Below are 25301 nucleotides of genomic sequence, written 5' to 3' on the forward strand. Positions count from 1 at the left end.
CCCGGACCGGCCCCGCCGTTTGGCATCGCAAGCGGAGCGCGCGGGGGCAGGTGCGGCGCTCACTTGGCGTCAAACCAGGCCTTCCAGGCCATGATGGACGCGGCATATGTGCCGCGATGGGTGGTAGGGCCGGCCGAGATCGCCTCCACTTGCCCGTTGCCCGCTCCCATGGCCGATTGCCAGGTCATGGCGAGGCGGCCGAGGCCCGGCGTGATGACCTCGTCCGCCTCGCCATAATAGTTGCGCACCGGGGTGCGGATGACCCAGCGGTAGGCGGTGAGGTCCTTCAGGATCCGGCCATAGGCGGAGCGGGCGAAGAACTGGGCGTCGAAATAGTCCGGCCGGATCAGCTTGTGCAGGTCGGTGGGGATCTTGGCCGGGTCGAAGGGGCGGTTCTCATAGGCCGCACGGCCGGTCTCGTACGCCTCCTCGGTAAGGAGGGAGTGGGCAAGGCCGGGCAGGCCGTAATAGGCCTCGAACGAGAAGGCGGTGAGGATGAAGAGCGAGTTCACCCAGCCCGCATCGATCTTGCGCGGGAACTGGAGGAAGCCGTTCATGACCATGAAGCCATCCAAAGGTGCGCTGGCGGTCGCGACGGCGGTGACGGGAACGCCCGCAGCCTCCAGCTTCTCCAGCAGGGCCATGGTCACGAACCCGCCCTGCGACCAGCCGCCCAGGAACAGTTTGGGCGTCTCGATCTTCATGGCGGCCAGCACCGCGCGCGCCGCCACGAGCATGTCGAAGGTGGCCTGCTGGTGGCTCGCCTTGACCAGATAGCCCTGCGGGCCGGACGCCGCTCCCATGCCGAAATAGTCCGCCCCGATCACCACATAGCCCTGCCCGCCAAACTGGGCGAGGGCGAGCTGGGTTTCGGGGGACTGGTCGGGAAACGAGGGCACCTCCTCTTTCCCATAGACGGTGCCGTGCTGGTAGGAGAGCAGCGGAAGGCGCGACGCACCGCCATCGGGAATGGCCAGCAGGCCGGACGCCACGGTGGGCCGGTTGCCCTGCTCCGGGATCACGGAAGGATAGGTGATCCGATAGAGCGTCACGCCGATGCGCGCAGGTGAATAGGCCGGTGCGATGCCGAAGAAGCGGGGCGCATCCGCGGTCTGCACCTGGTTGAGGCGGGCGGCATCCCAGTGTCCGATGCGCTCATAGCGCACCCCATTCCCCACCTCGCCCTTTTCCGGCATCAGGTCGGCGGCCCGCGCGGGGAGAAGCGCGGCCAGAAGCAGGCACACAAGGGCGACGCACGCACGAACCAACAGAACCTCCTGCGGATGGGCGGGGAACCGTACATCCGGGTGCGGCGCCGGCCATCATCGGAGCGGCGCATCGCGGGGATCATTGTCGGCGTGGCGCGTCGGGCAAAGGGGGGTAAAATAATATTAGGCGCCTTGCCATGCGGCCGGAGCGGGCCCCGGTCAGCTGAAATGGGCCATGATTCGCGCCGCCAGCGCTGCGGCAGCGGCACTGGCCACCACGCCCCAGGCCATGTCCACGGCCGTAAGAGTCAGCGTCCAGCGATTGAGGGTGGCGAAATTGGTCAGATTGTAGGTGCCGTAGCAGAAAAGGCCGAACAGGGCACCACCGGTGAGGCCGGCCACCCAACCGTCCTTCAGGCCCGGCCAAGTGCCCGCCCAGCACAGGCCCGCCGCGTAGAGGAGATAAAAGACCACTGCCGGTGCGATGCGGAATGGCTCCGCCAGGATGTCACCGAGAATGGTCTTGTAGAAGCGGGCGCCCATGCTGCCCAGCCACACCGCATCGGCGGCGAGGAACAGGACGAGGGTGAGCAGATAGGACAGGGCCAGGGCCATGGGCGTTCCAAGCGTTCGGCCGCCCCCGCGGCCCTCAGTTCGGAAACGCCGCCTGCCCCCGATTGGATCACAAGAGCTTCAAGTGCCCCGCGGCGGGCGGGGGAAGAAAGCAGGCACCTGGGCGCGATAGGCCTCAAAGCGCGGCCCGTAGCGGCGGGCCATGTGCGCCTCCAGAGGCGGGATGCCCGACACCGCAATCAGCAGCCAGGCCATGAAGGCCGGTCCCGCCAAAGCCAGCCAGCCTTGGGGATAGCCCCCGGACAGGTCGATGGCGAAGAAGGGATAGGCGCACCAGACCAGCCATTCGAAGAAATAGTTGGGATGGCGCGACCAGGACCAGAGCCCGACGTCACAGACCTTCCCCTCGTTCGCCGGATCGGCCTTGAACCGCCGCAAGGTCTCGTCCGCCGCCCCCTCGCCAATCACAGCTGCAACCAGAACGAGGACGCCAATCCCATCCTGAAGGGTCAGGCCGGCGGCGGGATTGCGCGCGGCCAGAAGCACGCAGGCCACCAGAAGCAGACCCGCCGCCGCCTGTATCATCAGGAACCAGAACAGGCGCGACTGGAAGTGTGCGCCCCATTCGGTACGGAACCAGGCATAGCGCGGATCTTCCGGCCCACTGACGCTGCGCGCGCCAATATGGAGGGCAAGCCGCGTGCCCCAGGCCGCCACCAGCAGCGCCACCAGAAGCTGGCGGCCGGTGATCTCTCCCTCCGGCCCGGCCGGCACGAGCGCCACCGCGATGCCGGCAATCCCCACTCCCGCCGACCAGAAGGCATCGGAGACGCCCGCATTGCCGGTCACGCGCTGCGTGCCCCAGGCGGCAGCCATCACCAGTGCGAGGCACCCCCCCGCCCCGGCCAACAGGAAGAGGACGGTCACGGCCTTGCCCTCACAGGCGCACGAAGGGCCGCATCAGCCAGCCGAAGGGGCCAGAGGGCTGGATCTGCCCTTCAAGCGCGATCAGGCAGATGCACGGATCCTTGGAATTCACCACCGGGCGGTGATCCACCTCCTCGTCGGCCTCCTCGAAGTCGCCCGGCCCGAAGGTGCCGCTTTCGTCCTCATAGGAACCGGACAGCACGCAGGTATATTCGCTGCCCGCATGGCTGTGCTGGGGCATCTTGCAGCCCGGGGCGATCTTCAAGAGGAAGGCCCGGCTGGCCCCATCGGCGGGAACGAGCACGTTGCGCGCGCTCACCCCCGGACCCAGCCATCGCCATCGGCCGAGCGGCAGGTGGCGCAGGGAGGCGGGCAGTTCCGGCATGTCGTTGACAGGCGGCGCCACCTTCACCGCACCGCCATCGCTGTCGATGCGGGCGAGCGCACGGGCGAGCGCGTCGCCGGACAAATCCTCTTCCGGCAGCGCCTCCAGAAGCTCACCGCCCACATAGGACAAGGTGCGCACCCATGAGCGGCTGTCCTCGCACAAGGCGAGGTGGGCGGAGACCACCACCGCCTCCGGTGTCTTCAGCGCTCCGGCGGCATAGGACAGGAGCGTCTCTTCGCTCGGTGTATGGCGCACGCTCATGACAGGTCCCCCAGCAGGGTCCGCAGCCGCGTCATGGCAAGGCGCATCCGCGATTTGACGGTGCCGAGAGGCAAGCCGAGGTCCTTGGCGATTTCCGCATGGGCCTTTTCCTGGAAGAAGGACAGGCGCACCACCTCGGCCTGCTCGCGCGGCAAGGTCTGGAGGGCGGTGCGGATGCGCCCGGCGGCGGTTGCGGCGAACAGAACGTCGTCGGGCCGCGCGGGCGGGTCGGGGATTTCTGAAAGGTCGAGATCGGGAATGCCCCGGGCATCACGCCGCAGGCTGTCGATCCGCAGGTTGCGGGCGATGGTGAAGATCCAGGCGGACGCCCCGGCACGCGCCGGATCGTACAATTCCGCCTTCCGCCAAACGGTCAGCATGGCCTCCTGCGCGAAATCTTCAGCCGCCGCCGCGCTGGCCCCGGCCCGCATGAGCCAGGATTTCAGGCGCGGGGCGAAATGCTGGAACAATTGGGCGAACGCCTCGCGGTCGCGGCCCTGGGCGATGGCCACGATGAGACGCCCATAGGGGTCCGTCGCCTCAAGGGGTGAGGTCACGGCGCCGTCCGCGGCGGGAGTGTGGATCGCGTTCTCATTCATCGCCTTTGTAAACGGAAGCTGGGCACAGGTGGATCACCTGCCAGATCACGCCCCGGTGAAAATAATGCCGTCGACCTTCCCGGTGGGTGTCATCCAACCCGAGCTTCGCCGCGTAAACTTCAGGAAAGACGAGACTGGAGCCTGTGACTATGACCGAAGCCGAACGAAATCGCCCCCTGCGCATCGCCGTTGTGGGGTCCGGCATTTCGGGGCTCTCCGCCGCCTGGCTCCTGGCCCGACGGCACGATGTCACACTCTATGAGCGCGCAGAGCGGCTCGGCGGCCATTCCAACACCGTGCTGGTGGAGGAGGCGGGCACCGCCAAGCCGGTGGATACGGGCTTCATCGTCTTCAACACCACCACCTATCCCAACCTGACCGCCTTGTTCGCCCATCTGGGCGTCGAGACGCGCGACACCGACATGTCGTTCAGCGCCTCGCTCCGCGGCGGCAAGCTGGAATATTCCGGCAACGGCCTGTCCGGCCTGTTCGCCCAGAAGCGCAACCTGCTGGCGCCGCGCCACTGGGGCATGCTGCGCGACCTCCTGCGCTTCTACCGGGAGGCGCCGGCGGACCTCGGCAAGCTGGCCGATCCCTCGCTGTCGCTGGGCGACTATCTGGCGCTGAAAGGCTATGGCGCGGCGTTGCGCGACGACCATCTCCTGCCCATGGCGGCGGCCATCTGGTCCACCCCAGCCCGGCGCATGCTGGATTATCCCGCCTCCGCCTTCGTGCGCTTCTGCACCAATCACGGGCTGCTCCAGGTGCGCAACCGGCCGATCTGGCGCACCGTGGTGGGCGGCAGCCGCGTCTATGTGGAGAAAATGGCGGCGCAGATGCCCGATGTGGTGCGCCTCGGCCGCCCCGTGACGGCGGTTGAACGTTTCGACGGCTTCGTGCGAGTGCGCGATGCCGGCGGCGGCGCGGAGACCTATGATCATGTGGTGCTCGCTTGCCATGGCGACGAGGCGCTCGCGCTTCTAAAGGATGCGGACGGGCCGGAGGATGCGCTGCTGTCCGCCTTCAAATACGACACCAACCTCGCCGTCCTGCATTCGGATGAGGAATTGATGCCGAAGCGTCGCTCGGTGTGGTCCGCCTGGAATTACATGGAACAGGACGGCCACCTCTGCGTCACTTATTGGATGAACAAGCTCCAGCACATTGAGGGGCGTCCGCTCTTCGTCACGCTGAACCCGCCCCGCCCGCCGCGCGCCGGTACGCTGCTGCACTCCGAGCTTTACGCCCATCCCCAGTTCGACGCTGCCGCCATCAAGGCGCAGCGGGCCATCTGGTCGCTCCAGGGGCGCCGACGCACCTGGTTCTGCGGCGCGCATTTCGGCGCGGGCTTCCACGAGGACGGGCTCCAATCCGGCCTGGCGGTGGCGGAAACGCTGGGCGGCGTGCGCCGGCCCTGGCGGGTGGCCGATGAGAATGGCCGCATCCATGTGAATCCGGTGCGCATCGAAGGCTGGGAGCGGGCGGCGTGAACGCTCCCGCCGCCCTCTATCGCGGCATCGTCACCCATGCCCGCACCCGCCCCGCCGCTCACAGCCTGCGCTACCGCACCTTCCATGTGCTGCTGGATCTCGACCGCATCGAGGAGGCGGCGGCCTCCAGCCGCTTCTTCTCCCGCAATCGCTTCAACCTCCTGTCCTTCCATGACAAGGACCATGGCTCGGGCACCGGCCTCGACCTGAAGGGAGAGGTCGAGGGCCACCTCGCCCGCGCCGGCATCGATCTGGAGGGAGGACCGATCCGCATCCTGACCATGCCGCGGGTGCTGGGCTATGTGTTCAATCCCCTGTCGGTCTATTTCTGCCACCATTCCGACGGCACGCTGAAGGCCGTGCTCTACGAGGTGTCCAACACCTTCGGGCAGCGCCATTCCTATCTCCTTCCCGTGGAGCCGGAACAGGCGGAGGCCGGAGCGGTGCGGCAAAGCGTCGACAAGGGCTTCTATGTCTCGCCTTTCCTGGACATGGACATGGCCTATCACTTCCGCGTCCGTCCGCCGGACGAGACGGTGAAGGTTGACATCACCTGCCGCGATAAAGGAGGCGTCATTCTTCACGCCTGCCTTGCTGCGCAGCGGCATGTTTTTTCTGATCATTCCCTTTTGCAAGCCTGCCTGTCTCATCCCATGATGACGCTGAAGGTCATTCTCGGCATCCACTGGGAAGCGCTTCTCATCTGGGTCAAGGGGAATGGCCTGACACGGCGCCCGCCCGCGCCACCCGAGGCGGTGACCATCCGCACGGCTGCGGGACAAGGCGCGACGAGGGAGGGACTATGACGATTCAAGATCGCGGCCCCCTGTCCTGGGAGGCGCCTTCATCGCCGGCCCATTCGGCCCCGCTGCTCGACTTTGCCGGCCCACTGCTGGGGGCAGCGCTTGCCAATCTGGCGCGCGGCCGGCTGGTCATCGAACTGCCCTCCGGCCAGCGGGTGGAGCGCACCGCGCCGCTCGATGGCCCGGACGCACTGATGCGCGTGCATGATTGGAAAGCGCTGCGCCGGGTGGCCACCGCGGGCTCCATCGGCTTTGCCGACGGCTATATGGAGGGGGAATGGACCTCGCCCAACCTCCCCGCGCTCATCGAGCTTATGGCGGTGAATGCGGACCAGATCGGTCAGACCTGGTTCGGCTCCCGCCTCTCCCGCATCATGGAGCGCCTGCGCCATTGGGCGCGGTCCAACACCAAGCGCGGCAGCCGGCGCAACATCGCCTTCCACTATGATCTCGGCAACGATTTCTATGCCCTGTGGCTCGACCGGGGCATGCAATATTCCTCAGCCCTGTTCGCGGAGGGAGACGACCTGGAAGCCGCGCAGGCCCGCAAGCTCGACGCCATCGTGAAGCGTCTCGCGTTGAGAGGCGGGGAGGATGTGCTGGAGATCGGGTTCGGCTGGGGAGCGGTGGCCGAGCGCCTCGCCCGCGATCACGGCGCGCGCATGGTCGGCCTCACCCTCTCGGAGCGCCAACTGGAATTTGCGGCACAAAGGCTGAAGCAACAGGGCCTTTCCGCCGATTTGCGGCTCCAGGATTATCGGGACTGTGGCGGCACGTTCGACCGCATCGTCTCCATCGAGATGATCGAGGCGGTGGGCGAGCGCTACTGGCCGGTCTATTTCGCCAGCCTGCGCGAGCGCCTGAAGCCGGGCGGCCGGGCGGTGATCCAGGCCATCACCATCGAGGATTGCCGCTACGAGGATTATCGGCGCGAGCCCGACTTCATCCAGCGCTACATCTTCCCCGGCGGGATGCTTCCCACCCCCACCATCATGCGGCAGCAGGTGGAGGCGGCAGGCCTCAAGCTCATCGGCCATGACGGCTTCGGCCTCAGCTATGCCAAGACGCTGGCCGCCTGGCGCGAGCGTTTCCAGGCCGCCTGGGCGGACGTGGCGCCGCTCGGCTTCGACGAGCGGTTCCGTCGCATGTGGGACTATTACCTCGCCTATTGCGAGGGCGGCTTCCGCGCCGGCGCCATCGATGTGGGCCTCTACACCATCGTCAAGCCGGAATGAGCTTTTCCGGGCGCGGCGGAACCGGGACCCTGCGGTCGCGTTTCCGCTTCGCATGGACAAGCCGCACCACCATATCCTCACCGCCATCGGCACCTGGCTCGCGCGCCCCGAGGCCAATCTGTTGGTGGTGGCCTATGCCGTCGCCTGGGTGATCTTCCAGCCCGAGACGCTGGACTGGCACGGCGCCGTCACGCTGCTGACCCTGCTCATGACCCTGTTCATCCTGCGCGTGGACCATCGCGACACGCAGGCCATCCACGCCAAGCTCGATGAATTGCTGCGGGTGAACGAGCGGGCGCGCGACGACATCGCCGATCTCGATGCGGAAGAGCCCGAGACCATTGAGCGCGTGCGGGATGCCAAGCAGAAGGGCGATCCAGGAGCGGACGACGTGCGCGCCCTGCGCTGAGCTGTCATACCAAAGACGGATAAGGCCGAGTTTCCGCCCCCGCGCCTCGACACAATATCCATCATTTTGATTTCATAGAGAAAAAACGCTTAGACGCGATTGCTCACCGCCCCCTGGGGGGCGTCGGAGGGGGCACGCGTGCACTTGTCGCCTGCGACCGTTGCGCCTATAGATTTCAGTAATTTCTGAAATGTCCGCGACAACGGAACACACTGATGAACCTTCCGCCGCTCACGCAGGCCTTCGTGCTCCATTTCGGCGAGATGGGCAGCCGGTGGGGAATCAATCGCACGGTGGGGCAGATCTATGCCCTGCTCTATGTCTCGCCGGCCCCGCTCTGCGCCGAGCAGATCGTGGACGCGCTGGGCATATCCCGCTCCAACGTTTCCATGAGCCTGAAGGAGCTCCAGGCCTGGAATCTGGTGCTGCTGCGGCATTTGCCCGACGACCGGCGTGATTTCTTCACCACGCCTGACGACATCTGGCTGATTCTGCGTACCCTCGCAGAAGAGCGCAAGAAGCGGGAGGTGGACCCCACCCTCTCGGTGCTGCGCGAGATCCTGATGCAGACGCCCTCCACCCCGGACGATACGTTCGCCCAGGAGCGCATGGCGCAGATGCACCAGATGATCGAGCGCCTGACCACCTGGTATGACGACGTGAAGAAGCTGGAGACGGCGCGCCTTGCCGCTTTGCTCTCGCTCGGCGCCAAGGTCACACGGCTGTTGGAGGCCAAGGACAAGGTGGTCTCGCTCACCCGTCCGCGCCGCGGCGCCACCTCGTCCAAGCCGCAGGAGTAATTCCGTGTCCGCCCACCCCGCCCGCCCGCCATCCACCGCAGAAGCCCGCACCCTGAAGGCGGGCGCCCTGCTGCAGGTGGGCGCGGCACTGGTCTGGATTCCCCAGGCCGCTCTCATCGCCCACGCGGTGGACCGTGCCGCGCGCGGCGCCTTCGACGCGTCCATTCTTCCCGTGGCGCTGGGCGTGCTCATCCTCGGGCTGGTGCGGGCGAGCCTCGATGCGGCCGGCACCCGCCTTGCCTTCCGCGCCGCCCGCGCGCAGGTCAGCGCCTTGCGCCGGCATGCGGTGGAGGCGCTCGCCGCCACCTCGCCGCTGGCCGGGGGCCGCATCGTCTCGGGCCGGGCCGCGAGCCTCATGGCCGAGCAGGCGGAAGCCATACTGCCTTATCGCTCCCGTTTCCTACCCGCGCGCATGAAGGCCACTTTCGTGCCGCTTGTTCTGCTCGCGGCGGTGGCGGCGGTGTCCTGGCTCGCAGCTCTGGTGCTGCTGGTGGCGGCACCCCTCATTCCGGTTTTCATGGCCCTAGTGGGCTGGCGCGCCAAGGCGGCGAGCGAAGCGCAATTGCAGGAAATGGGCGGCATGAACGCCTTCCTGCTGGACCGCCTGCGGGGCCTTGCGACCATCCGCACGCTGGGCGCGGTGGACGCCACAGCCCTGCGGCTCCGGGACAGCGCACAGGATCTGCGCACCCGCACCATGGCGGTGCTGCGCATCGCCTTTCTCTCCTCGGCGGTGCTGGAGCTCTTCTCGGCACTGGGTGTGGCCATGGTCGCGGTCTATGTGGGGTTCCACCTCCTGGGCACGCTGGAATTTGGAGCCTGGGGCGGGCAGCTGAGCCTGGGCGAGGGCCTGTTCGTGCTGATGCTCGCCCCCGCATTCTTCGATCCGCTGCGTGAGCTTTCAGCCGTCTGGCACGACCGAGCCGCCGGTCAGGCCGCCGAGGCGGCGCTCGGCGAGGTGGATGCGCCCCGCCTGCCCCTGCCCGGCGCGCTGATGCGCCCCGCCCCGTTCGCCAATGCCACGGGCGCGCCTGAAGTGGTCGTCGAAGACCTGCGTTTCGCGCATGGCTCGGAAAGCGCCGTCCTGGATCAATTCCAACTTGCAGTGGCCCCGGGCGAGCGGGTGGCAATCATGGGTCCGAGCGGGTCGGGCAAGTCCACGCTCCTGTCGCTGATTGCCGCACTTGCCCCACCGGATGTCGGCACTGTGCGCATAGGTGGTATCCCGCTATCGGAAGAAACTGCGACACTTTTGCGCTCGCGCATATCCTGGATCGGCCAGCGCCCGCATTTCTTCGCCGGTTCTCTGAAGGCCAACATCACCATGGGACGCACCGGACTGAGCGAGGAGGCGGCACGGGCTGCGATGCAATTCGCCGCGCTCGACACGCTCGCGCGGACCCATGGCGGGCTCTCCGGCGCCCGGATCGGCGAGAGTGCCGCAGGCCTTTCCGGCGGCGAGGCGTTGCGCCTTGCGCTTGCCCGCGCGGCGGCCGCTCCCCATGCGGACCTGATCCTGGCCGACGAGCCCACCGCGCACCTGGACGCCACCACTGCGGCCCAGGTGACGGAGGGCCTTCTGGCGCTCGCCAAGGGCCGCACGCTCATCGTCGCCACCCACGATCCCGACCTTGCCGCCCGCATGGACCGTATCGTCCATCTGGCCGGTGAGCCGCAGGCCGGCCGGTCGCAGATGCGGGAATGCCGCGCATGAACCGCGCCCGCTCCTTCGCCGCGCCCCTCCAGCCGGTGCTCGCCTTGTTCTTCCGCCAGCATCGCGGGCGCATTCTGGCCGGCATGACTCTGGCCGCCGTGACCATCCTGGCGGGGGTCGCCTTGCTGGGTGTCTCCGGCTGGTTCATCACCGCCACCGCCATTGCAGGGCTTTCCGCCGCCACAGCGCTCGCCTTCGACGTATTCGCCCCGGCCGCCGCCATCCGCTTTCTGGCGCTGGCCCGCACTGCCGCCCGCTATGGTGAGCGGCTCGTCACCCATGACGCCACGCTCGCCGTGCTGGCGGACCTGCGGGAGCGCCTGTTCCGAGGTTGGGCCGGGCCGGGTGCCGCCCGCCAATTGCTGGCCCGCCCCGCCAAGCTCCTGTTCCGGCTGACCGCCGACATCGACGCCCTGGATTCCCTTTATCTGCGGGTCCTTGTGCCCGCGGCGGCCGCCTGCGCGGTGGCTCTGGTGGCGGGACTGGTGCTCGGCCTGCTGTCGCCGTGGCTGGGCCTCGCCTTCGCGGCGGTGATGCTCCTGGGCGGTTTCGGCCTGTTCGCCATCGCCGCCCACGCCTCCCGCCCCGCCGCCCGCCGCCGCGCCTATGCGGTGGAAGCGCTGCGCGCCCGCACGGTGGACCTGACCGCCGGACAGACCGAGCTGGCCATGGCCGGCCGCCTCGCCGACCAGTGCGCGGCGGTGATCCATGCGGATCATCGGCTGGCCCAGGCCGACGAGGCGCTCAACCGCATCGATGCGCGGGTGGCGGCGGGCTATGGCGCCCTTTCCGCCGTGCTCATGGCCGGCATGCTGGTGGCCACGTTCTGGCTGGCTCAGGCCGGGCGCATGGATGCCCCTCTCATGGCCATGGCGCTGCTGGTGGCGCTCGGCGCGCTGGAGCCCTTCGGTGCCCTGCGTCGGGGTGCCGTGGAGCTGGGGCGCACCTTGCTGGCCGCCCGCCGCATCGCACCCCGCCTTGTGCCCGACGCGCCCCTCCCTCGCCCGGCCATCCCTCCCGCCGGGATTGCCGTGCAGGCGAACGGGCTCGCCTTCCGCCATCCCGGCGCGGCGCGGGATGTGCTGTCCGACATCTGCCTGACCCTTGCCCATGGCGAGCGCATTGCCATCGTCGGGCCGAGCGGCGCCGGCAAGTCCACGCTGCTGGCGCTGATCGCCGGAGAGATCGTGCCCAGCGCCGGGCTGCTCCAGGCCGAGCCCGCCACCTTGCTCACCCAGCGCACCGAGCTGTTCGAGGACACCATCGCCGCCAATCTGCGTCTGGCCGCGCCGGAAAAGGACGATCCGAGCCTGTTAAATGCACTTGACGTAACGGGACTTGCATCGGACGTTTCTAAACTGCGGCTCGGCCTTGAGACCCGTCTGGGCGAAGGCGGGATGGGACTTTCCGGCGGCCAAGCCCGCCGGCTGGCGCTCGCCCGGCTGCTGCTGCGGGATACCCCGCTGTGGCTGCTGGACGAGCCGACCGAGGGCCTGGACGGCGCCACTGCGGCGGACGTTCTGACCCGTTTGAGGGAGCAGGCTGGCGGCCGCTCACTGGTGATCGCCACCCACATCAGACGCGAGGCCGAACTCGCCGACCAGATCATCATCATGGAGAACGGGCGGATCACGGCCCGGCTGCGTCGGGGAGGGCCTGGCTTTGCCTCGGCACTCAACGGCTTGCGGCCGGACTGAGGACGCCCTCGAAAGACACGCCCCGTCCGGGCGCATTAAGACGAGAGGAGGGCCGGCTGTAGGCCGGCGAGGACCATGGAACTGAATGTCGTCGACCTATCGCGCCTGCAATTTGCAATGACGGCGCTCTATCACTTCCTGTTCGTTCCCTTGACGCTCGGACTTTCCATCCTGCTCGCCATCATGGAGACGGTCTATGTCATGACCGGCCGCGTGATCTGGCGGCAGATGACCAAGTTCTGGGGCACGCTGTTCGGCATCAACTTCGTGCTGGGTGTGGCCACCGGCATCGTGATGGAATTCCAGTTCGGCATGAACTGGAGCTATTACAGCCACTATGTGGGCGACATCTTCGGCGCGCCGCTGGCCATTGAGGGCCTGATGGCCTTCTTCCTGGAAGCGACCTTTGTCGGCCTGTTCTTCTTCGGCTGGGACCGCATGTCCAAGGTGGGGCATCTGGCCGCCACCTGGTGCGTGGCGCTCGGCTCCAACCTTTCGGCCCTCTGGATCCTCATCGCCAATGGCTGGATGCAGAACCCGGTGGGCGCGGCCTTCAACCCGCAGACCATGCGCATGGAAGTGGCGAGCTTCTATGACGTGCTGTTCAACCCGGTGGCGCAGGCCAAGTTCGTGCACACGGTTTCCGCCGGCTATGTGGTGGCCTCCATGTTCGTGCTCGGCGTCTCCGCCTGGTACATGCTGAAGGGCCGGCACATGGAGATCGCCAAGCGCTCCATGACGGTGGCCGCCTCCTTCGGCCTCGCCGCCGCCCTCTCCGTAGTGGTGCTGGGCGACGAGAGCGGCTACCTGACCACCGAGCACCAGAAGATGAAGCTCGCGGCCATGGAAGGCACCTGGCACACCGAGCCCGCGCCCGCCCCGTTCGTCGTGGTCGGCTTCCCCGACCAGAAGGCCCGCACCAACTATTATGCGGTGGAGATCCCCTGGGTCGGTGGCCTCATCGACACCCGCTCGCTCGACACGCCTGTCATGGGCATCACCGAGCTGGCGGACCGCGCCAAGGGGCATATCGTCCGCGGCGTGGTGGCCTATGACGCCCTCCAGAAGATCCGCGCGCTGGGCAACCAGCCGGTTCCGGCGGACCTGAAAAAGACCTTCGAGGACAATAGCGACGTGCTTGGCTACGCGCTCCTGCTCAAGAAGTACGTGGACGATCCCCGCACGGCGACGCCGGAGCAGATCGAAAAGGCGGCCTGGGACACAGTGCCGGAAGTGGCGCCCCTGTTCTGGATCTTCCGGGTGATGGTGGGACTTGGCTTCTACTTCATCCTCTTCTTTTCGGTCTTCTTCTTCCTCTCGGCGCGGCGGCAGCTCACGCGCTTCCCGCTGCTGCTGAAGCTGGCGGTTGTGTCCATCCCGCTGCCCTGGATCGCGGCGGAGTCCGGCTGGTTCGTGGCCGAGTTCGGCCGCCAGCCCTGGATCATCGAGGGCGTGCTGCCCACCGCCTCGGCGGTGTCGCGGCTCGGGGCCACGACGGTGCTCCTGACCATCTGCGGCTTCGCGCTGATCTACACCGTCCTGTTCATCATCGAGATGACCCTCATGGTGCGGGCCATCCAGAAGGGGCCGCAGCCGGATCCCCAGCCGGAAGCCGGCCTCCTCACCCCTCCCGTTCTCGCGCCTGCGGAGTGACCCGAAATGGTCCTGCATGATCTCATAAGCTACGACGTCCTGCGCCTGATCTGGTGGGTGCTGCTGGGCGTGCTGCTCATCGGCTTTGCCATCATGGACGGCTTCGACCTGGGGGTGGCATCCCTGCTGCCCTTCGTCGCCAAGACCGACGTGGAGCGGCGCGTGGTCATCAACACCATCGGGCCGGTCTGGGAAGGCAACCAAGTGTGGCTGATCCTGGGCGGCGGCGCCATCTTCGCCGCCTGGCCGGCGCTTTATGCGGTGTCCTTCTCGGGCTTCTACCTCGCCATGTTCGCCATCCTGGCGGCGCTGATCCTGCGGCCCGTGGGCTTCAAGTATCGCAGCAAGCGCGAGGACGAGGCCTGGCGCACCCGCTGGGACTGGGCGCTGTTCGTTGGCGGGGCGGTGCCCGCGCTGATCTTCGGCGTCGCGGTGGGCAACGTGCTCCAGGGCGTGCCGTTCCAGTTCGATGCGGACCTGCACAGCACCTATCTTGGCACCTTCTTTGGGCTGCTGAACCCCTATGCGCTGCTGTGCGGCCTGCTGTCGGTGGCCATGCTGGTCACCCACGGCGCCACCTGGCTGGTGTTCAAGACCGACGGCCCCATCGCCGACCGGGCCCGCGCGGTCGGCTCGGTGGGCGCCATCCTCACCATCGTCCTGTTCGCGCTGGGCGGCCTTGCCCTGCATTGGTTCGTGGAGGGCTACAAGATCACCTCGGCGATCAATCCCATCGGCCCCTCCAATCCGCTGTCCAAGACGGTGGTGATGGAAACCGGTGCCTGGTTCGCCAATTACCGGGCCTATCCGATCCTATGGCTCGCCCCGGCCCTGGGGGGCCTTGGCTCGCTGCTGACGCTGGTGCTGCTCCAGGCGCGCAAGGACGGCCTGTCCTTCCTTGCCTCGGCCATCGGCATCTTCGGCATCATCTCGACGGTGGGCGTGTCCATGTTCCCCTTCATCCTGCCGTCGTCCATCGATCCGAAGTCCAGCCTGACGGTGTGGGACACCTCCTCCAGCCACATGACGCTGTTCATCATGCTGGTGGTCACTGCGATCTTCCTGCCGCTCATCCTGGCCTACACCTCGTGGGTCTATAAGGTGATGTGGGGCAAGGTGGATGCCGCCATGGTCTCCGACAAGAACGGCCACGCTTACTGAAGCGCGCACGCCAAACCTGCCCCGCGCCCGACGGCGCGGGGTGCACCGATCACGGAGAGACTTCAATGTGGTACTTCGCCTGGATGCTCGGCCTGCCGCTGGCGGGCGCGTTCGCGGTGCTCAATGCCATGTGGTACGAGCTGCGCGAAGAGGATGACAAGCGCCGGCAGGCGCAGCGCTGACGCGCCCCTGCACGCCTTTACATTCCAAATGCAAACGGCCGGGGCAAAGCCCCGGCCGTTTCGTTTCATACCTGCCCGTGCGGAGCGGTCAGAACGTGATGACGTGGCGCACCACCTCGCCCCGGTCCAGCTTGTCGAGGGCGGCGTTGATCTCCTCCAGCGGGCCGGTGCCGGAGAGCAGCTTGTGCACCGGCAGGCGGCCGCGCTTATAGAGGGCGATGTAGCGGGGAATGTCCCGGGGCGGCACGCAGCTGCCCATATAGCTGCCCTTGATGGTGCGCTCCTCGCCCACCAGATGCACTGGCGGGAGGGAGATGCGGGCATTGGGGTTGGCAAGGCCCGCCGTCGCTGTGGTGCCGCCGCGCCGGGTGATCTTGTAAGCGAGCTCAAAGGCGGGGGCGGAGCCAGCCATCTCGATGGCGTGGTCGACGCCGCCCTTGGTGGCTTCCTTCACCTTGTCCACGATGTCCGGATCGGAGGCGAGGAAGGTGTCGGTGGCGCCCAGCTCACGGGCCAGATCGAGCTTGGCCTGGGAGAGGTCGATGGCCACCACCTGGTCCGCCCCCGCCGCGATGGCGCCCAGCACCGAGGACAGGCCGACGCCGCCAAGCCCGATCACGGCCACGCTCTGGCCGGGCTTTACCTGGCAGGTGTTCACCACCGTGCCCACCCCGGTCATGACCGCGCAGCCGAACAGGGCGGCATCCACCAGCGGCACTTCCGGGTCGATCTTCACGATGGAGCGGCGGGAGATGACCGCATATTCGGCGAAGGCCGAGACCCCGCAATGGTGATAGGCGTCGGTGCCGTCATCGCAATGCAGCCGGCGTTCGCCGGAAATGAGAAGGCCGGCGCCATTGGCCGCCTGGCCCGGACCGCACAATTGGGCGCGGCCTTCCATGCAGGAGGGGCAGGTGCCGCAGGTGGGCAGGAAGCTCATCACCACATGGTCGCCGGGGGCCAGATCCGTGACGCCGGGGCCTGTCTCCACCACCACGGCGGAGGCCTCGTGGCCGAGCACCATGGGGTTCTGGCGCAGCCGGTCGCCATTGATGACGGACAGGTCGGAATGGCACAGGCCCGCGGCGGCGATCTTCACCAGCACCTCGTCGCGCCCCGGCGGGTCGAGCTCGATGGTCTCGATGCGCAGCGGCCGCGTCTCGGCATAGGGCTTGGCAATTGGCGAGGAATGAAGAACGGCGGCGCGGATACGCATATGTGCCTCCCTTGATGGTCTTACGGCCTGAGGCCGGTCGGGGTCCCGCATGCGCGCCGGGCCTTCGCCAGCGCGCGCCGCGCGACTCACTCTCACGCTATTTGCCCCGCCCGTGGTCCGGTGGAAAGCGGGAAACGCGAGAGCGGGCGCGGCGGCCGCAGGGGCGCGGTGTCACGCCCCCACGCCGGCCCTTCAGCGGGCCTGCGCCAGCATGGCGGCGCGGCCCTCCACATCGGCGGTCCATAGCTCAAGCCCGTCCGTGCCCTCGACCGCATTGAGGGTCAAAGGCGCGCCGTCGAAAATGGGACGCACCGAGCGGAAGGAGAACACCTCCGGCGGACGGCCGAGGAGGCGGGCGGCGAATTCCACCAGCAGCGTCGCCTGCAAAGGTCCGTGCACCACGAGGCCCGGATAGCCTTCCTCCACCTGGCAATAGGTGCGGTCATAATGGATGCGGTGGCTGTTGAAGGTGATGGCTGAGTAGCGGAACAGCATCACCGGCCCGGCATCGACGCTCTCCTGCCAGCTGGGCACACGGGGCGGCTCGGCCTTGCCCTGCCCCCCCGCGGGCGCATCGACGCCGCGATAGACGATGTCCTGGCGCTCCCGCACCGCGAGGCCGCGCGGTGTGGAAATCTCATGCGCCACGGTGACGAAGCACAAGGTGCCGGTGCGGCCTTCCTTCACCACCACGTCCTCGATGCGGGAGGCCCGTGTCACCGCATCCCCTACCCGCACCGCATCCAGGAACTGGAGTTCGCCGCCCGCCCACATGCGGCGCGGCAACGGCACCGGAGGCAGGAAGCCGCCGCGCGCGGGATGGCCGTCCGGACCGACGCCGCGCAAGGGGACGGTCGGCTGGGCGAGGCACCAATGCGCCGTGAGGATGGCCGCATCCCCCGCCTGCGGCGTGCCCGGATCCTGGTCAAGGGTCACGCGCATCTCGCGCGCCTTCTGGGGGGTCACCTCGTCGGACGCGGTATCGGTGCGGCCGATCCAGCCGCGCAGCGTCTCGATGTCCAGGCCTTGCGACATGGCGGGATCCTTCTGGGAAGCGTTCGGCGGCACTGTCCTGTGCCCCGAGGGTGGGATGCGAGCTAACAGCTTCCGACCGTGCTTCGGAAGCCGGGAAAAGCGATGGCGGGGGGTCGGGGAAAGTTATGGGGCGCAGACAGAGGGGGCGCCTCCGCAGCATTTAATACGACAATAACTTGTAAAATAATATAAATCACAGCATTTATCCACAATCCCGATTGAAATACGGAATTTTACAGGATACCCCTCCATCACGTTCGGAGATCGCTTTCATGCAAACATTCCTGTCCCGCGCCATGCTGCTGGCCGCCAGCCTGCTGGCCCCCCTCTCCCCCGCCCAAGCCGACCAGAAGCCTTTGCGCATCGGCGTGCTCAATGACCAGTCGGGCATCTATGCGGACATGGCCGGCCCCGGCTCGGTCATCGCCGCCAAGATGGCGGTGGAGGATTTCGGCGGCACCGTGCTCGGCCGTCCCATCGAGATCGTGGCCGGAGACCACCAGAATAAGCCGGACGTGGGCGCCGCCATCGCTTCGCGCTGGATCGACCAGGACAATGTGGAGGTGATCGCCGACATTCCCACCTCTTCCGTCCTGCTGGCGGTGCAGGAGATCGGCCGCGCCAAGAACAAGCTGGTGCTGGCCTCCACTGGCGGCTCGTCGGATTTCACCGGCAAGGCCTGCGCCCCCACCGGCATCCACTGGACCTATGACACCTATGCGCTGGCCGCCGGCACCGGCGCCTCGCTCGCAAAGGACGGCCCCTGGTTCTTCATCACCGCCGACTATGCCTTCGGCACCGCGCTGGAGCGGGACACCAAGGCGGCCGTGCTGAAGAATGGCGGCAAGGTGGTGGGCAGCGTGCGCCATCCGCAAGGCACCACCGACTTCTCTTCCTTCCTGCTCCAGGCCCAAGGCGCCGGCGCCAAGCTCATCGCCTTCGCCAACTCGGGCGCGGACCAGGTCAATGCCATCAAGCAGGCCAATGAGTTCGGCCTCCCGCAGTCCGGCATCAAGCTGGCGGGGCTCTATCTGCACATCACCGACATCCACGCCATCGGCCTGCCCACCGCCCAGGGTCTCATCCTGACCCAGGGCTTCTATTGGGACCTGAATGACGAGACCCGCGCCTGGTCGAACCGCTTCTATGAGCGCCACAAGGCCATGCCCACCATGGGCCAGGCGGGCACCTATTCGGCCATCCTGCACTATCTGAAGGCAGTGAAGGCGGCTGGCACCACGGACACGAAGACCGTGGTGGCGCAGATGAAGGCCACCCCCGTGGATGACTTCTTCTCCCATGGCGGCCGCATCCGCGAGGACGGGCGCATGGTGCACGACCTCTATTTGCTCCAAGTGAAGACCCCGGCCGAGCAGAAATATCCCTGGGACTATCTCAAGCTCATCCGCGTCATCCCTGGCGACGAGGCCTTTCGGCCGCTGGACGAGGGCGATTGCCCGCTGGTCACCAAGGCGGCGGCGAAGTAGCGGCGTCAGGCGCCGGCAAGCGCCGGCGCCGTCTCGCCGCGAGCGATCTTCTCCCGCCAGAGCGCCGGTCCCAGCGTATGGACCGACTGGCCGGCGCTATCCACCGCCACCGTGACCGGCATGTCCTCCACCGTGAATTCGTAGATGGCCTCCATGCCCAGATCCTCGAAGGCCAGCACCCGCGCCGCCTTCACGGCTTTCGAGACCAGATAGGCCGCCCCGCCAATGGCGATGAGATAGGCCGCCTTGTGGCGGGCGATGGCCTCGATGGCCACCGGCCCCCGCTCGGCCTTGCCCACCATGGCCAGGAGGCCGGTGGAGAGGATCTGGTCCGTATAGGCGTCCATCCGGGTGGAGGTGGTGGGACCGGCGGGGCCGACCGCCTCGTCTCCCACCGGGTCCACCGGGCCCACATAATAGATCACCCGGTCCTTCAGGCTCACGGGTAGATCCTCGCCTCGGGCCATCATGGTCACCATGCGCTGGTGGGCGGCATCTCGGCCCGTGAGCATGCGCCCGTTCAGGAGCAATTTCTCGCCCGGCCGCCAGCTTTCCACCTCGGCGCGGGTGAGGTGACCCAAATCCACCCGCCGGGCGGCGGATGTGGCGGCATCGAGGGCCACTTGCGGCCAGAGCGCCAAGTCCGGCGGATCGAGCCGCACGGGGCCGGAACCGTCCAGCACGATGGTGGCATGGCGGTTGGCGGCGCATTGAGGAATGAGCGCCACGGGCTTGGAGGCCGCATGGGTGGGATAGGTGGCGATCTTCACGTCCACCACGGTGGTGAGCCCGCCTAGCCCCTGAGCGCCGATGCCCAGCGCGTTGATCTTCTCGTACAGCTCGATGCGCAATTCCTCGATCTTGTTGGCAGGGCCACGGGCGAGAAGATCGGTCATGTCGATCTCCTCCAGCAGGGCCTCCTTGGCGATCAGCATGGCCTTTTCCGCCGAGCCGCCAATGCCGAGGCCGATGACGCCGGGCGGACACCAGCCGGCGCCCAGTTCCGGCACGGTCTTCAGCACCCAGTCCACAACCGAGGCGCCGGGATTGAGGGTGGCGAAGCGCGCCTTGTTCTCCGAACCGCCGCCCTTGGCCGCCAGGGTGATTTCCACCGTGCGACCGGGCACCAGCTCCACATGGACCACGGCGGGGGCATTGTCGCGGGTGTTGCGGCGGGCAAAGAGGGGGTCCTCCACCATGGAGGCGCGCAGCGGATTGGTCTCATCGAGATAGGCCCGGCGCACGCCCTCATGGATGAGATCGGCAAGTGGGCGGTTCGTGGCGAAGCGCACCTCCATGCCCACCTTCACGAAGGCCACCACGAGCCCGGTATCCTGGCAGATGGGCCGATGCCCCAGCGCCGCCATGCGGGAATTGACCAGGATCTGCCCGATGGCATCCCGCGCCGAAGGAGAGGCTTCCCGCTCATAGGCGCTGGAGAGATGGGCGATGAAATCCGCCGGGTGGAAATAGGAGATGTATTGCAGCGCGTCGGCGACGGAGGCGACCACATCCTCCTCTGCGATGACCACGGCGGGATTCATTCAACACACCTTTCAAGATGCCAGAGGCGGGGGGCGGACTGCGCCGCCCCCGCCCCGGCTCTCACATTTCCATGACCATGGGCGCGGGATAATATCGGAAGCCCTGGCCCTGCGCCGCCACATGGCCAAAGCCCGGCCAGGCGAAATGGTAGGCCAGCACCGGGATGCGGTTCGCCGCCAGCATGGTCAGGATCTTCACCCGCGACTGGGCCGATTGCTTGGGATCGGTGTCGTAGACAAACTCGGTCAAGGGCTCCTGGAGCAGCAGGACCGGATGATGCGCGAGGTCGCCGATATAGCACAGCGACTTGCCGCCCGAATTGATCATGAACACCGTGTGGCCGACCGTATGGCCCGGCGCCGAGATGGCGGTGATGCCGGGCAGGAATTCCTGGCCGTCCTTGAAGAAGACCATGCGGTCCCGGTTGGGCACCAGGTTCTTGCGGGCCTGGTCGAGGAAGGCCTTCAGGTTCGGCCCCACCGTCTTCTCGTCGGTCCAGTAATCGTAATCGGCCTGGGAGATATAGAATTGCGCATTGGGGAAGTTGCGCGAGCCGTCATCGGCCATGCAGCCCCCGCAATGGTCGATATGGGCGTGGCTCATCACCACCGCATCCACATCCTTGGGGTCGATGCCGGCCTCCTTCATGGTCTGCATCAGCTTGCCGGTGGTGGGACCGAACAGCTTGGAGGAGCCCATGCCGGTGTCGAACACGATCAGCTTGTCGCCGGTGTTCAGGATCAGGATATTCTGCTCCAGCACCGCATTGGAGAGGGGGAGGAAATTGTCCTTCAGCTGCTTGTCCATGTCGGCGGCGCTAAGGCCGGTGAAGTTGCTGTGGGGGTCGCCCAGCGGCAGCGTGCCGTCGGACACCACGGTGATCTCGCCGTCGCCGAACTTGAAGCGATAGAAATAGGGGGCGGGCTTGCCCACCAGCGGGGCCTTGGCGAAGGCCGACGAGGCGCTCGTGATCAGGCCCGCCCCGCCCGCCAATGCGCCGAGCGAAAGGGCGCCACCCAGCAAGGCATGCCGGCGGCTGATCTTCATCCTTGGGTCAATCATTTCGTTTCTCCCTGACATTGCCCGGGAGCTCGGCCGCTGGTGCTTCGCGGGTTGCGAAAGCCCGATGGTCCGGCCCCGTCCGCCCTGTGGCGCCTGTTCCGGCGCCTTGTCCCCGGTGGTGAAAGGCCGGACCGCAGCCGGGGGGCCTGCGGCCGGAAGGGAAAAGGCTCAGGCGGCCGGGCGCGAAAGGGCCAGCAGGTCCGCCACCTTCGGCTGGCGGGCGGCGTCCAGGATGGCGCCACACAGGACGTTCGCCGTCTCGCCCAGCACGGGGCCGGCCAGCGTAGCGAACTTGCCCGCCAGTGCGGCATCGGAGGGGAAGCTCTCCGGCTCTCCGGAGGGGTCGGGAATGCTGGCAGTGAGGGTGCCGGACGTGGTTTCCACGCTCAGCTCGGCGCCGAAGGGATGGGGCCGGCCTTCCAAGCGGGCATCTGCCACCACCTCGATCCGGTCGCACAGGGCATCGATCGCCCCCTCCCCCAACCGCCGATAATCGTCCCAGCCGAACGAGCCCTGGTCGATGGCGACAGCCGCGGTGAAGGGCATGGAGAATTGCCCGTCCACCACGTTGCGCGCCCGGCGCTTGTCGGCCAGTGGCGCACCGGTCAGCGTGATGCCGTTGGGATGGAGGCCCACGCGCACCTTCACCACGTCGGCGGCGGAGAATTTGTGGGTGTCACGGAGCTTCAGGAGCCCGTCGAGGGCCGCATGGGTGTAGCGGCAGGAGGGATAAGGCTTCAGGCCGATGAGAAGGGTCTCCCATACGGTGCCAAGATCCGCCACCGCCTTTGCCGGGTCTGCACCGTCCGTGTAAGCGTGCAGGAAGCCATGCTTGCCCTCCACCGCCTCGCTGGCGCCCTTGAAGCCCTCGACGGCGAGCGTTGCGGCGATCAGGCCGTTCATGGCCGAGGCGCCCACCTGATAGCGCTTGTTCCAGGCGCCATTGACCAGGAATTGCAGAGACCCCGCCGCCTGGCTGCCCGCCACTCCGAAGGCGCAGGCGATGCCCGCTGCATCGAGGCCCAGCAGCTTGCCGGCCGCCGCCGCGCCCCCAAAAGCGCCGGCGGTCGCGGTGGGATGGAAGCCGCGCCCATAATGCACGGTGGGATCGAGGGCGAGACCCAGGCGGCAGCACACCTCATAGCCGGCGATCACCGCCACCACGAAGTCCCGCCCGCTCGATCCCGCCATTTCCGCCGCCGCCAGCGCGGCCGACACCACCGGGGCGCTCGGATGGAGCGACGAGGCGGCATGGGTGTCGTCGAAATCCAGCGAATGGCCGAACGTGCCGTTCAAAAGCGCCGCCGCCGCCGGGCCATAGGTGCGGGCCTGGCCGATGACGGTGCACTCCCCCGCCCCACCCAGGCCCAGGCGATCCACCATGGCGAGCACGGAGGGGGAGGAATCCGCCTCCGCTCCGCCGCGCGCCACATTGCCAAAGAAGTCGAGGATGAGCCGCTCGGCCCGGGCCACCACGGGGGCGGGAATATCCTCGAAGCGAAGATCCGCCACAAAGCGGGCGAGGGTCTGGGTTTCTTCGGCCATAGGTCCTCCCGATCAGCCCCTGTCTTGTGGCCCTTATCGCGCGGGCCGGCGGCGCAGACCGCTCACCCGTTTGGGAGGGAACAGTGAGCGCGCCGCCTCAACAAGCGAAATAGGGAATTGCGCTCGCTGCCATAAGTCCGCGCTATGGCCGAACCTTCCCCAACGGCGCCTCAATATAACTTTCCCATATGCCAGCTAGGCCACACTTATATTTGTATTCTGACGGCGGCCCGGCAAGTTTGCCGTTCAATGGGAAAGGCCGCCCTGCCGGGTGGCCCTCCATCCCCAAAGACAGCCGCAAGCAGCATGGCGGAGCACAGATGCAGCGCGATCTTGAAGGCCTCCTCGTCGTTTCCGTCGAACAGGCGGTAGCCGCGCCCTATGTCTCCGGCCGGCTGGCGGATGCGGGCGCGCGCGTCATCAAGGTGGAACGGCACGAAGGGGATTTCGCCCGCAACTATGACAGCCTGGTGCACGGGGAGAGCGCCTATTTCGTCTGGCTGAACCGGGGCAAGGAATCCGTCTGCCTCGATTTGAAGGCGCAGGGCGACCTCGCCATCCTCGCCGAAATGGTCGCGCAGGCGGACGTGTTCATCCAGAATCTCGCCCCCGGCGCCATCGACCGCCTGGGCTTTGCCCCGGACAAGCTGCGCGCCGCCAATCCGCGCCTCATCACCTGCTCCATTTCCGGCTATGGCGACGAAGGCCCGTTCCGGGACCTGAAAGCCTATGACCTCCTGGTTCAGGCGGAGAGCGGCCTGTCCTCCATCACTGGCAACGAACATGGCTCGGCGCGCGTGGGCGTCTCCGTGTGCGACATCGCGGCGGGCATGACGGCCTTCCAGGCGGTGCTCCAGGCGCTGTTTGCCCGCGAGCGCACCGGCGAGGGGCGGCATATCGCGGTCTCGCTCTATCATGCGCTCGCCGACTGGATGAATGTGCCCTATCTCCAATTTGCCTATGGCGGCAAGACACCGGACCGAGCAGGCCTCAGCCATCCCACCATCGCGCCCTATGGCGCCTATGCCTGCGGCGACGGCAAGGCGGTGCTCATCTCCATCCAGAACGAGCGGGAATGGACGATGCTCTGCGCTGACGTGCTGGGCCGGCCGGAGGTGGCGAGCGACCCGCGCTTCACCAGCAACAATCTGCGCGTGGCCAACCGGCCGGCCCTCGATGCCCTCATCGGCGCGGCCTTTGCCACGGCCCCACGTGAGACCATCGTGGACCGGCTGGAAAAGGCGCGCATCGCCTATGGGCGGGTCAGCACCATGGATGACCTGGTGCACCATCCCCAGAATCGCTACGTGACGGTGGATACCCCCTCCGGCCCGGTACGCTATCTGGCGCCGGGCGCGCTCATCAACCACACCTTGCCCACCTTTGGTCCGGTGCCAGCCTTGGGTGAACATACCGATGCGCTGCGCGATGAATTCTCACCTGCCTGTCGCGCCACCGCCTGAACCGGAATACGAGCCATGCCAGACGCGCCCGCCCCCTCCCCCAACCGCCCGGTGGGCGTCACGCTGGACATCATCGCCGCTCAGATCGGCCCGCTGGAGGGTGTGACCATATTGGATGTGGGATGCGGCGGCGGCGGGCTCGCCCGCGCGCTCACCACCAAAGGGGCCAAGGTGACCGGCGTCGATCCGCAGGAGGCCGCCCTCGCCACGGCTCGCACCCGCGCACCCGACGCGGACTTCCGGCAGGCGGGCGCCGAGGCCCTGCCCTTCCCCGATGGGAGCTTCGACCGGGTGGTGTTCCTGAACTCCCTCCACCATGTGCCGGTGCCGCTCATGGGGGCGGCGCTGACGGAGGCGGTGCGGGTGAGCCGTGGCCCGGTGCTGGTGGTGGAGCCCCTGGCCGAAGGCCCCTTCTTCCGCGCCATGCTGCCCGTGGAGGACGAGACCCCCATCCGCGCCGCCGCCCAGACGGCCATTGCGGCGGCGGTGGAGAGGGGCGAGGTGAAGCGCCTCGCCGGCGGGGAATATGACGATGTGCGCCGCTTCGCCGATGCGGACGCCTTCCTGGCCATGATCGTGGCCGTGGACCCCGCCCGCAAGGCCACCGCCGAACGGGAGCGGGACCGCGTGGTGGACCTGATGGCGCGGGAGGGCACGCCAACCGAAAGCGGCGTGCTCCTGCCCCAACCGCACCGCTTCGACCTCTTGTCGCGATAGGCCGTCCCCAGCTTTCGCGCCGGGCTATGCCATAACTTTTGCCCGAACCGCTTGCACGTCATTATATGGTGCTGCTCTGACAGAGAGCGGCACGGCGTCCCTTGCCGTCGCCCTCACAGCCGGAACAGCCG

At 67.4% G+C, this 25301-nt stretch carries 23 protein-coding genes; 13 read left to right on the forward strand and 10 right to left on the reverse strand.

Features of this window, described 5'->3' with window-relative positions:
• Positions 1 to 59: 59 nt before the first annotated feature.
• The 5 genes from J5J86_RS10340 to J5J86_RS10360 all read right to left on the reverse strand — a co-directional run bounded on the left by J5J86_RS10340 (position 60) and on the right by J5J86_RS10360 (position 3914).
• The gene (locus J5J86_RS10340; RefSeq protein ID WP_446698687.1) at positions 60 to 1196 is read right to left on the reverse strand and encodes an alpha/beta fold hydrolase; all 1137 of its coding nucleotides are present in this window, start codon (positions 1194 to 1196) and stop codon (positions 60 to 62) included.
• A gap of 231 nt (positions 1197 to 1427) precedes the next feature.
• Positions 1428 to 1823: a DUF2177 family protein gene (locus J5J86_RS10345; RefSeq protein ID WP_209104811.1), complete on the reverse strand. Its 396-nt coding sequence runs from the start codon at positions 1821 to 1823 to the stop codon at positions 1428 to 1430.
• Positions 1824 to 1901: 78 nt separating this feature from the next.
• Positions 1902 to 2708 (reverse strand): DUF1295 domain-containing protein, encoded by an 807-nt coding sequence (locus J5J86_RS10350; RefSeq protein ID WP_247658313.1) that lies wholly within the window; start codon positions 2706 to 2708, stop codon positions 1902 to 1904.
• Between the two features lie 10 nt (positions 2709 to 2718).
• Complete coding sequence (gene chrR / locus J5J86_RS10355; protein ID WP_209104812.1) at positions 2719 to 3357, reverse strand: cadmium/peroxide/UV radiation responsive anti-sigma factor ChrR; 639 nt, start codon at positions 3355 to 3357, stop codon at positions 2719 to 2721.
• Positions 3354 to 3914 (reverse strand): sigma-70 family RNA polymerase sigma factor, encoded by a 561-nt coding sequence (locus tag J5J86_RS10360; RefSeq protein ID WP_247658315.1) that lies wholly within the window; start codon positions 3912 to 3914, stop codon positions 3354 to 3356. The genes chrR and J5J86_RS10360 overlap by 4 nt, the downstream gene beginning before the upstream one ends.
• Before the next feature lie 191 nt (positions 3915 to 4105).
• On the opposite strand from J5J86_RS10360, the gene J5J86_RS10365 reads away from it, so the two are divergent.
• The 10 genes from J5J86_RS10365 to cydX all read left to right on the forward strand — a co-directional run bounded on the left by J5J86_RS10365 (position 4106) and on the right by cydX (position 15100).
• Positions 4106 to 5446: an NAD(P)/FAD-dependent oxidoreductase gene (locus J5J86_RS10365; RefSeq protein ID WP_209104814.1), complete on the forward strand. Its 1341-nt coding sequence runs from the start codon at positions 4106 to 4108 to the stop codon at positions 5444 to 5446.
• Entirely contained in the window at positions 5443 to 6252 is an 810-nt protein-coding gene (locus J5J86_RS10370) for a DUF1365 domain-containing protein (protein WP_209104815.1), read from the forward strand. The genes J5J86_RS10365 and J5J86_RS10370 overlap by 4 nt, the downstream gene beginning before the upstream one ends.
• Positions 6249 to 7484, forward strand: coding sequence for an SAM-dependent methyltransferase (locus tag J5J86_RS10375; RefSeq protein ID WP_209104816.1), 1236 nt, complete (start codon positions 6249 to 6251; stop codon positions 7482 to 7484). The genes J5J86_RS10370 and J5J86_RS10375 overlap by 4 nt, the downstream gene beginning before the upstream one ends.
• Positions 7485 to 7536: 52 nt before the next feature.
• Positions 7537 to 7893, forward strand: coding sequence for a low affinity iron permease family protein (locus J5J86_RS10380; protein ID WP_209104817.1), 357 nt, complete (start codon positions 7537 to 7539; stop codon positions 7891 to 7893).
• 215 nt (positions 7894 to 8108) lie between these two features.
• Complete coding sequence (locus J5J86_RS10385) at positions 8109 to 8693, forward strand: GbsR/MarR family transcriptional regulator (RefSeq protein WP_209104818.1); 585 nt, start codon at positions 8109 to 8111, stop codon at positions 8691 to 8693.
• A 4-nt stretch (positions 8694 to 8697) separates the two neighbouring features.
• Complete coding sequence (gene cydD, locus J5J86_RS10390; protein ID WP_209104819.1) at positions 8698 to 10407, forward strand: thiol reductant ABC exporter subunit CydD; 1710 nt, start codon at positions 8698 to 8700, stop codon at positions 10405 to 10407.
• Positions 10404 to 12104 carry a thiol reductant ABC exporter subunit CydC gene (gene cydC, locus J5J86_RS10395; protein WP_209104820.1) on the forward strand — a complete coding sequence of 567 codons (1701 nt, stop codon included), beginning with the start codon at positions 10404 to 10406 and terminating at the stop codon, positions 12102 to 12104. Before cydD ends, cydC begins: the two co-directional genes overlap by 4 nt.
• Before the next feature lie 75 nt (positions 12105 to 12179).
• Positions 12180 to 13757 (forward strand): cytochrome ubiquinol oxidase subunit I, encoded by a 1578-nt coding sequence (locus J5J86_RS10400; protein ID WP_209104821.1) that lies wholly within the window; start codon positions 12180 to 12182, stop codon positions 13755 to 13757.
• Between the two features lie 6 nt (positions 13758 to 13763).
• Positions 13764 to 14918 (forward strand): cytochrome d ubiquinol oxidase subunit II, encoded by a 1155-nt coding sequence (gene cydB / locus J5J86_RS10405; RefSeq protein WP_209104822.1) that lies wholly within the window; start codon positions 13764 to 13766, stop codon positions 14916 to 14918.
• Positions 14919 to 14983: 65 nt separating this feature from the next.
• Positions 14984 to 15100, forward strand: coding sequence for a cytochrome bd-I oxidase subunit CydX (gene cydX / locus J5J86_RS10410; protein WP_209104823.1), 117 nt, complete (start codon positions 14984 to 14986; stop codon positions 15098 to 15100).
• 88 nt (positions 15101 to 15188) lie between these two features.
• Here cydX and J5J86_RS10415 read toward each other — a convergent pair whose 3' ends face one another.
• Positions 15189 to 16316, reverse strand: a complete 1128-nt coding sequence (locus J5J86_RS10415) for a zinc-dependent alcohol dehydrogenase family protein (protein WP_209104824.1) — start codon at positions 16314 to 16316, stop codon at positions 15189 to 15191.
• Positions 16317 to 16508: 192 nt separating this feature from the next.
• On the reverse strand, positions 16509 to 17351 hold the full coding sequence (locus J5J86_RS10420; protein WP_209104825.1) for an FAS1-like dehydratase domain-containing protein: 843 nt from the start codon (positions 17349 to 17351) through the stop codon (positions 16509 to 16511).
• A gap of 272 nt (positions 17352 to 17623) precedes the next feature.
• Here J5J86_RS10420 and J5J86_RS10425 point away from each other — a divergent pair, with 272 nt between their 5' ends.
• Positions 17624 to 18838 carry an ABC transporter substrate-binding protein gene (locus J5J86_RS10425; protein WP_209104826.1) on the forward strand — a complete coding sequence of 405 codons (1215 nt, stop codon included), beginning with the start codon at positions 17624 to 17626 and terminating at the stop codon, positions 18836 to 18838.
• 5 nt (positions 18839 to 18843) lie between these two features.
• On the opposite strand, the gene J5J86_RS10430 is transcribed toward J5J86_RS10425, so the two are convergent.
• From J5J86_RS10430 to J5J86_RS10440, 3 genes are all read right to left on the reverse strand, one after another.
• Positions 18844 to 20382: a fumarate hydratase gene (locus J5J86_RS10430; RefSeq protein WP_209104827.1), complete on the reverse strand. Its 1539-nt coding sequence runs from the start codon at positions 20380 to 20382 to the stop codon at positions 18844 to 18846.
• 61 nt (positions 20383 to 20443) lie between these two features.
• Positions 20444 to 21445 (reverse strand): MBL fold metallo-hydrolase, encoded by a 1002-nt coding sequence (locus J5J86_RS10435; protein ID WP_209104828.1) that lies wholly within the window; start codon positions 21443 to 21445, stop codon positions 20444 to 20446.
• A gap of 168 nt (positions 21446 to 21613) precedes the next feature.
• The gene (locus J5J86_RS10440; RefSeq protein WP_209104829.1) at positions 21614 to 22990 is read right to left on the reverse strand and encodes an MmgE/PrpD family protein; all 1377 of its coding nucleotides are present in this window, start codon (positions 22988 to 22990) and stop codon (positions 21614 to 21616) included.
• Positions 22991 to 23310: 320 nt separating this feature from the next.
• Between J5J86_RS10440 and J5J86_RS10445 the strand changes: the two genes are divergently transcribed.
• A complete protein-coding gene (locus J5J86_RS10445) occupies positions 23311 to 24453 on the forward strand; it encodes a CaiB/BaiF CoA transferase family protein (protein WP_209104830.1) in 1143 nt (380 codons plus the stop codon).
• Between the two features lie 15 nt (positions 24454 to 24468).
• Positions 24469 to 25170: a class I SAM-dependent methyltransferase gene (locus tag J5J86_RS10450; RefSeq protein WP_209104831.1), complete on the forward strand. Its 702-nt coding sequence runs from the start codon at positions 24469 to 24471 to the stop codon at positions 25168 to 25170.
• The last annotated feature ends 131 nt before the right edge of the window (positions 25171 to 25301 follow it).

It is taken from the genome of Aquabacter sp. L1I39, assembly GCF_017742835.1.
Classification (GTDB): domain Bacteria; phylum Pseudomonadota; class Alphaproteobacteria; order Rhizobiales; family Xanthobacteraceae; genus L1I39.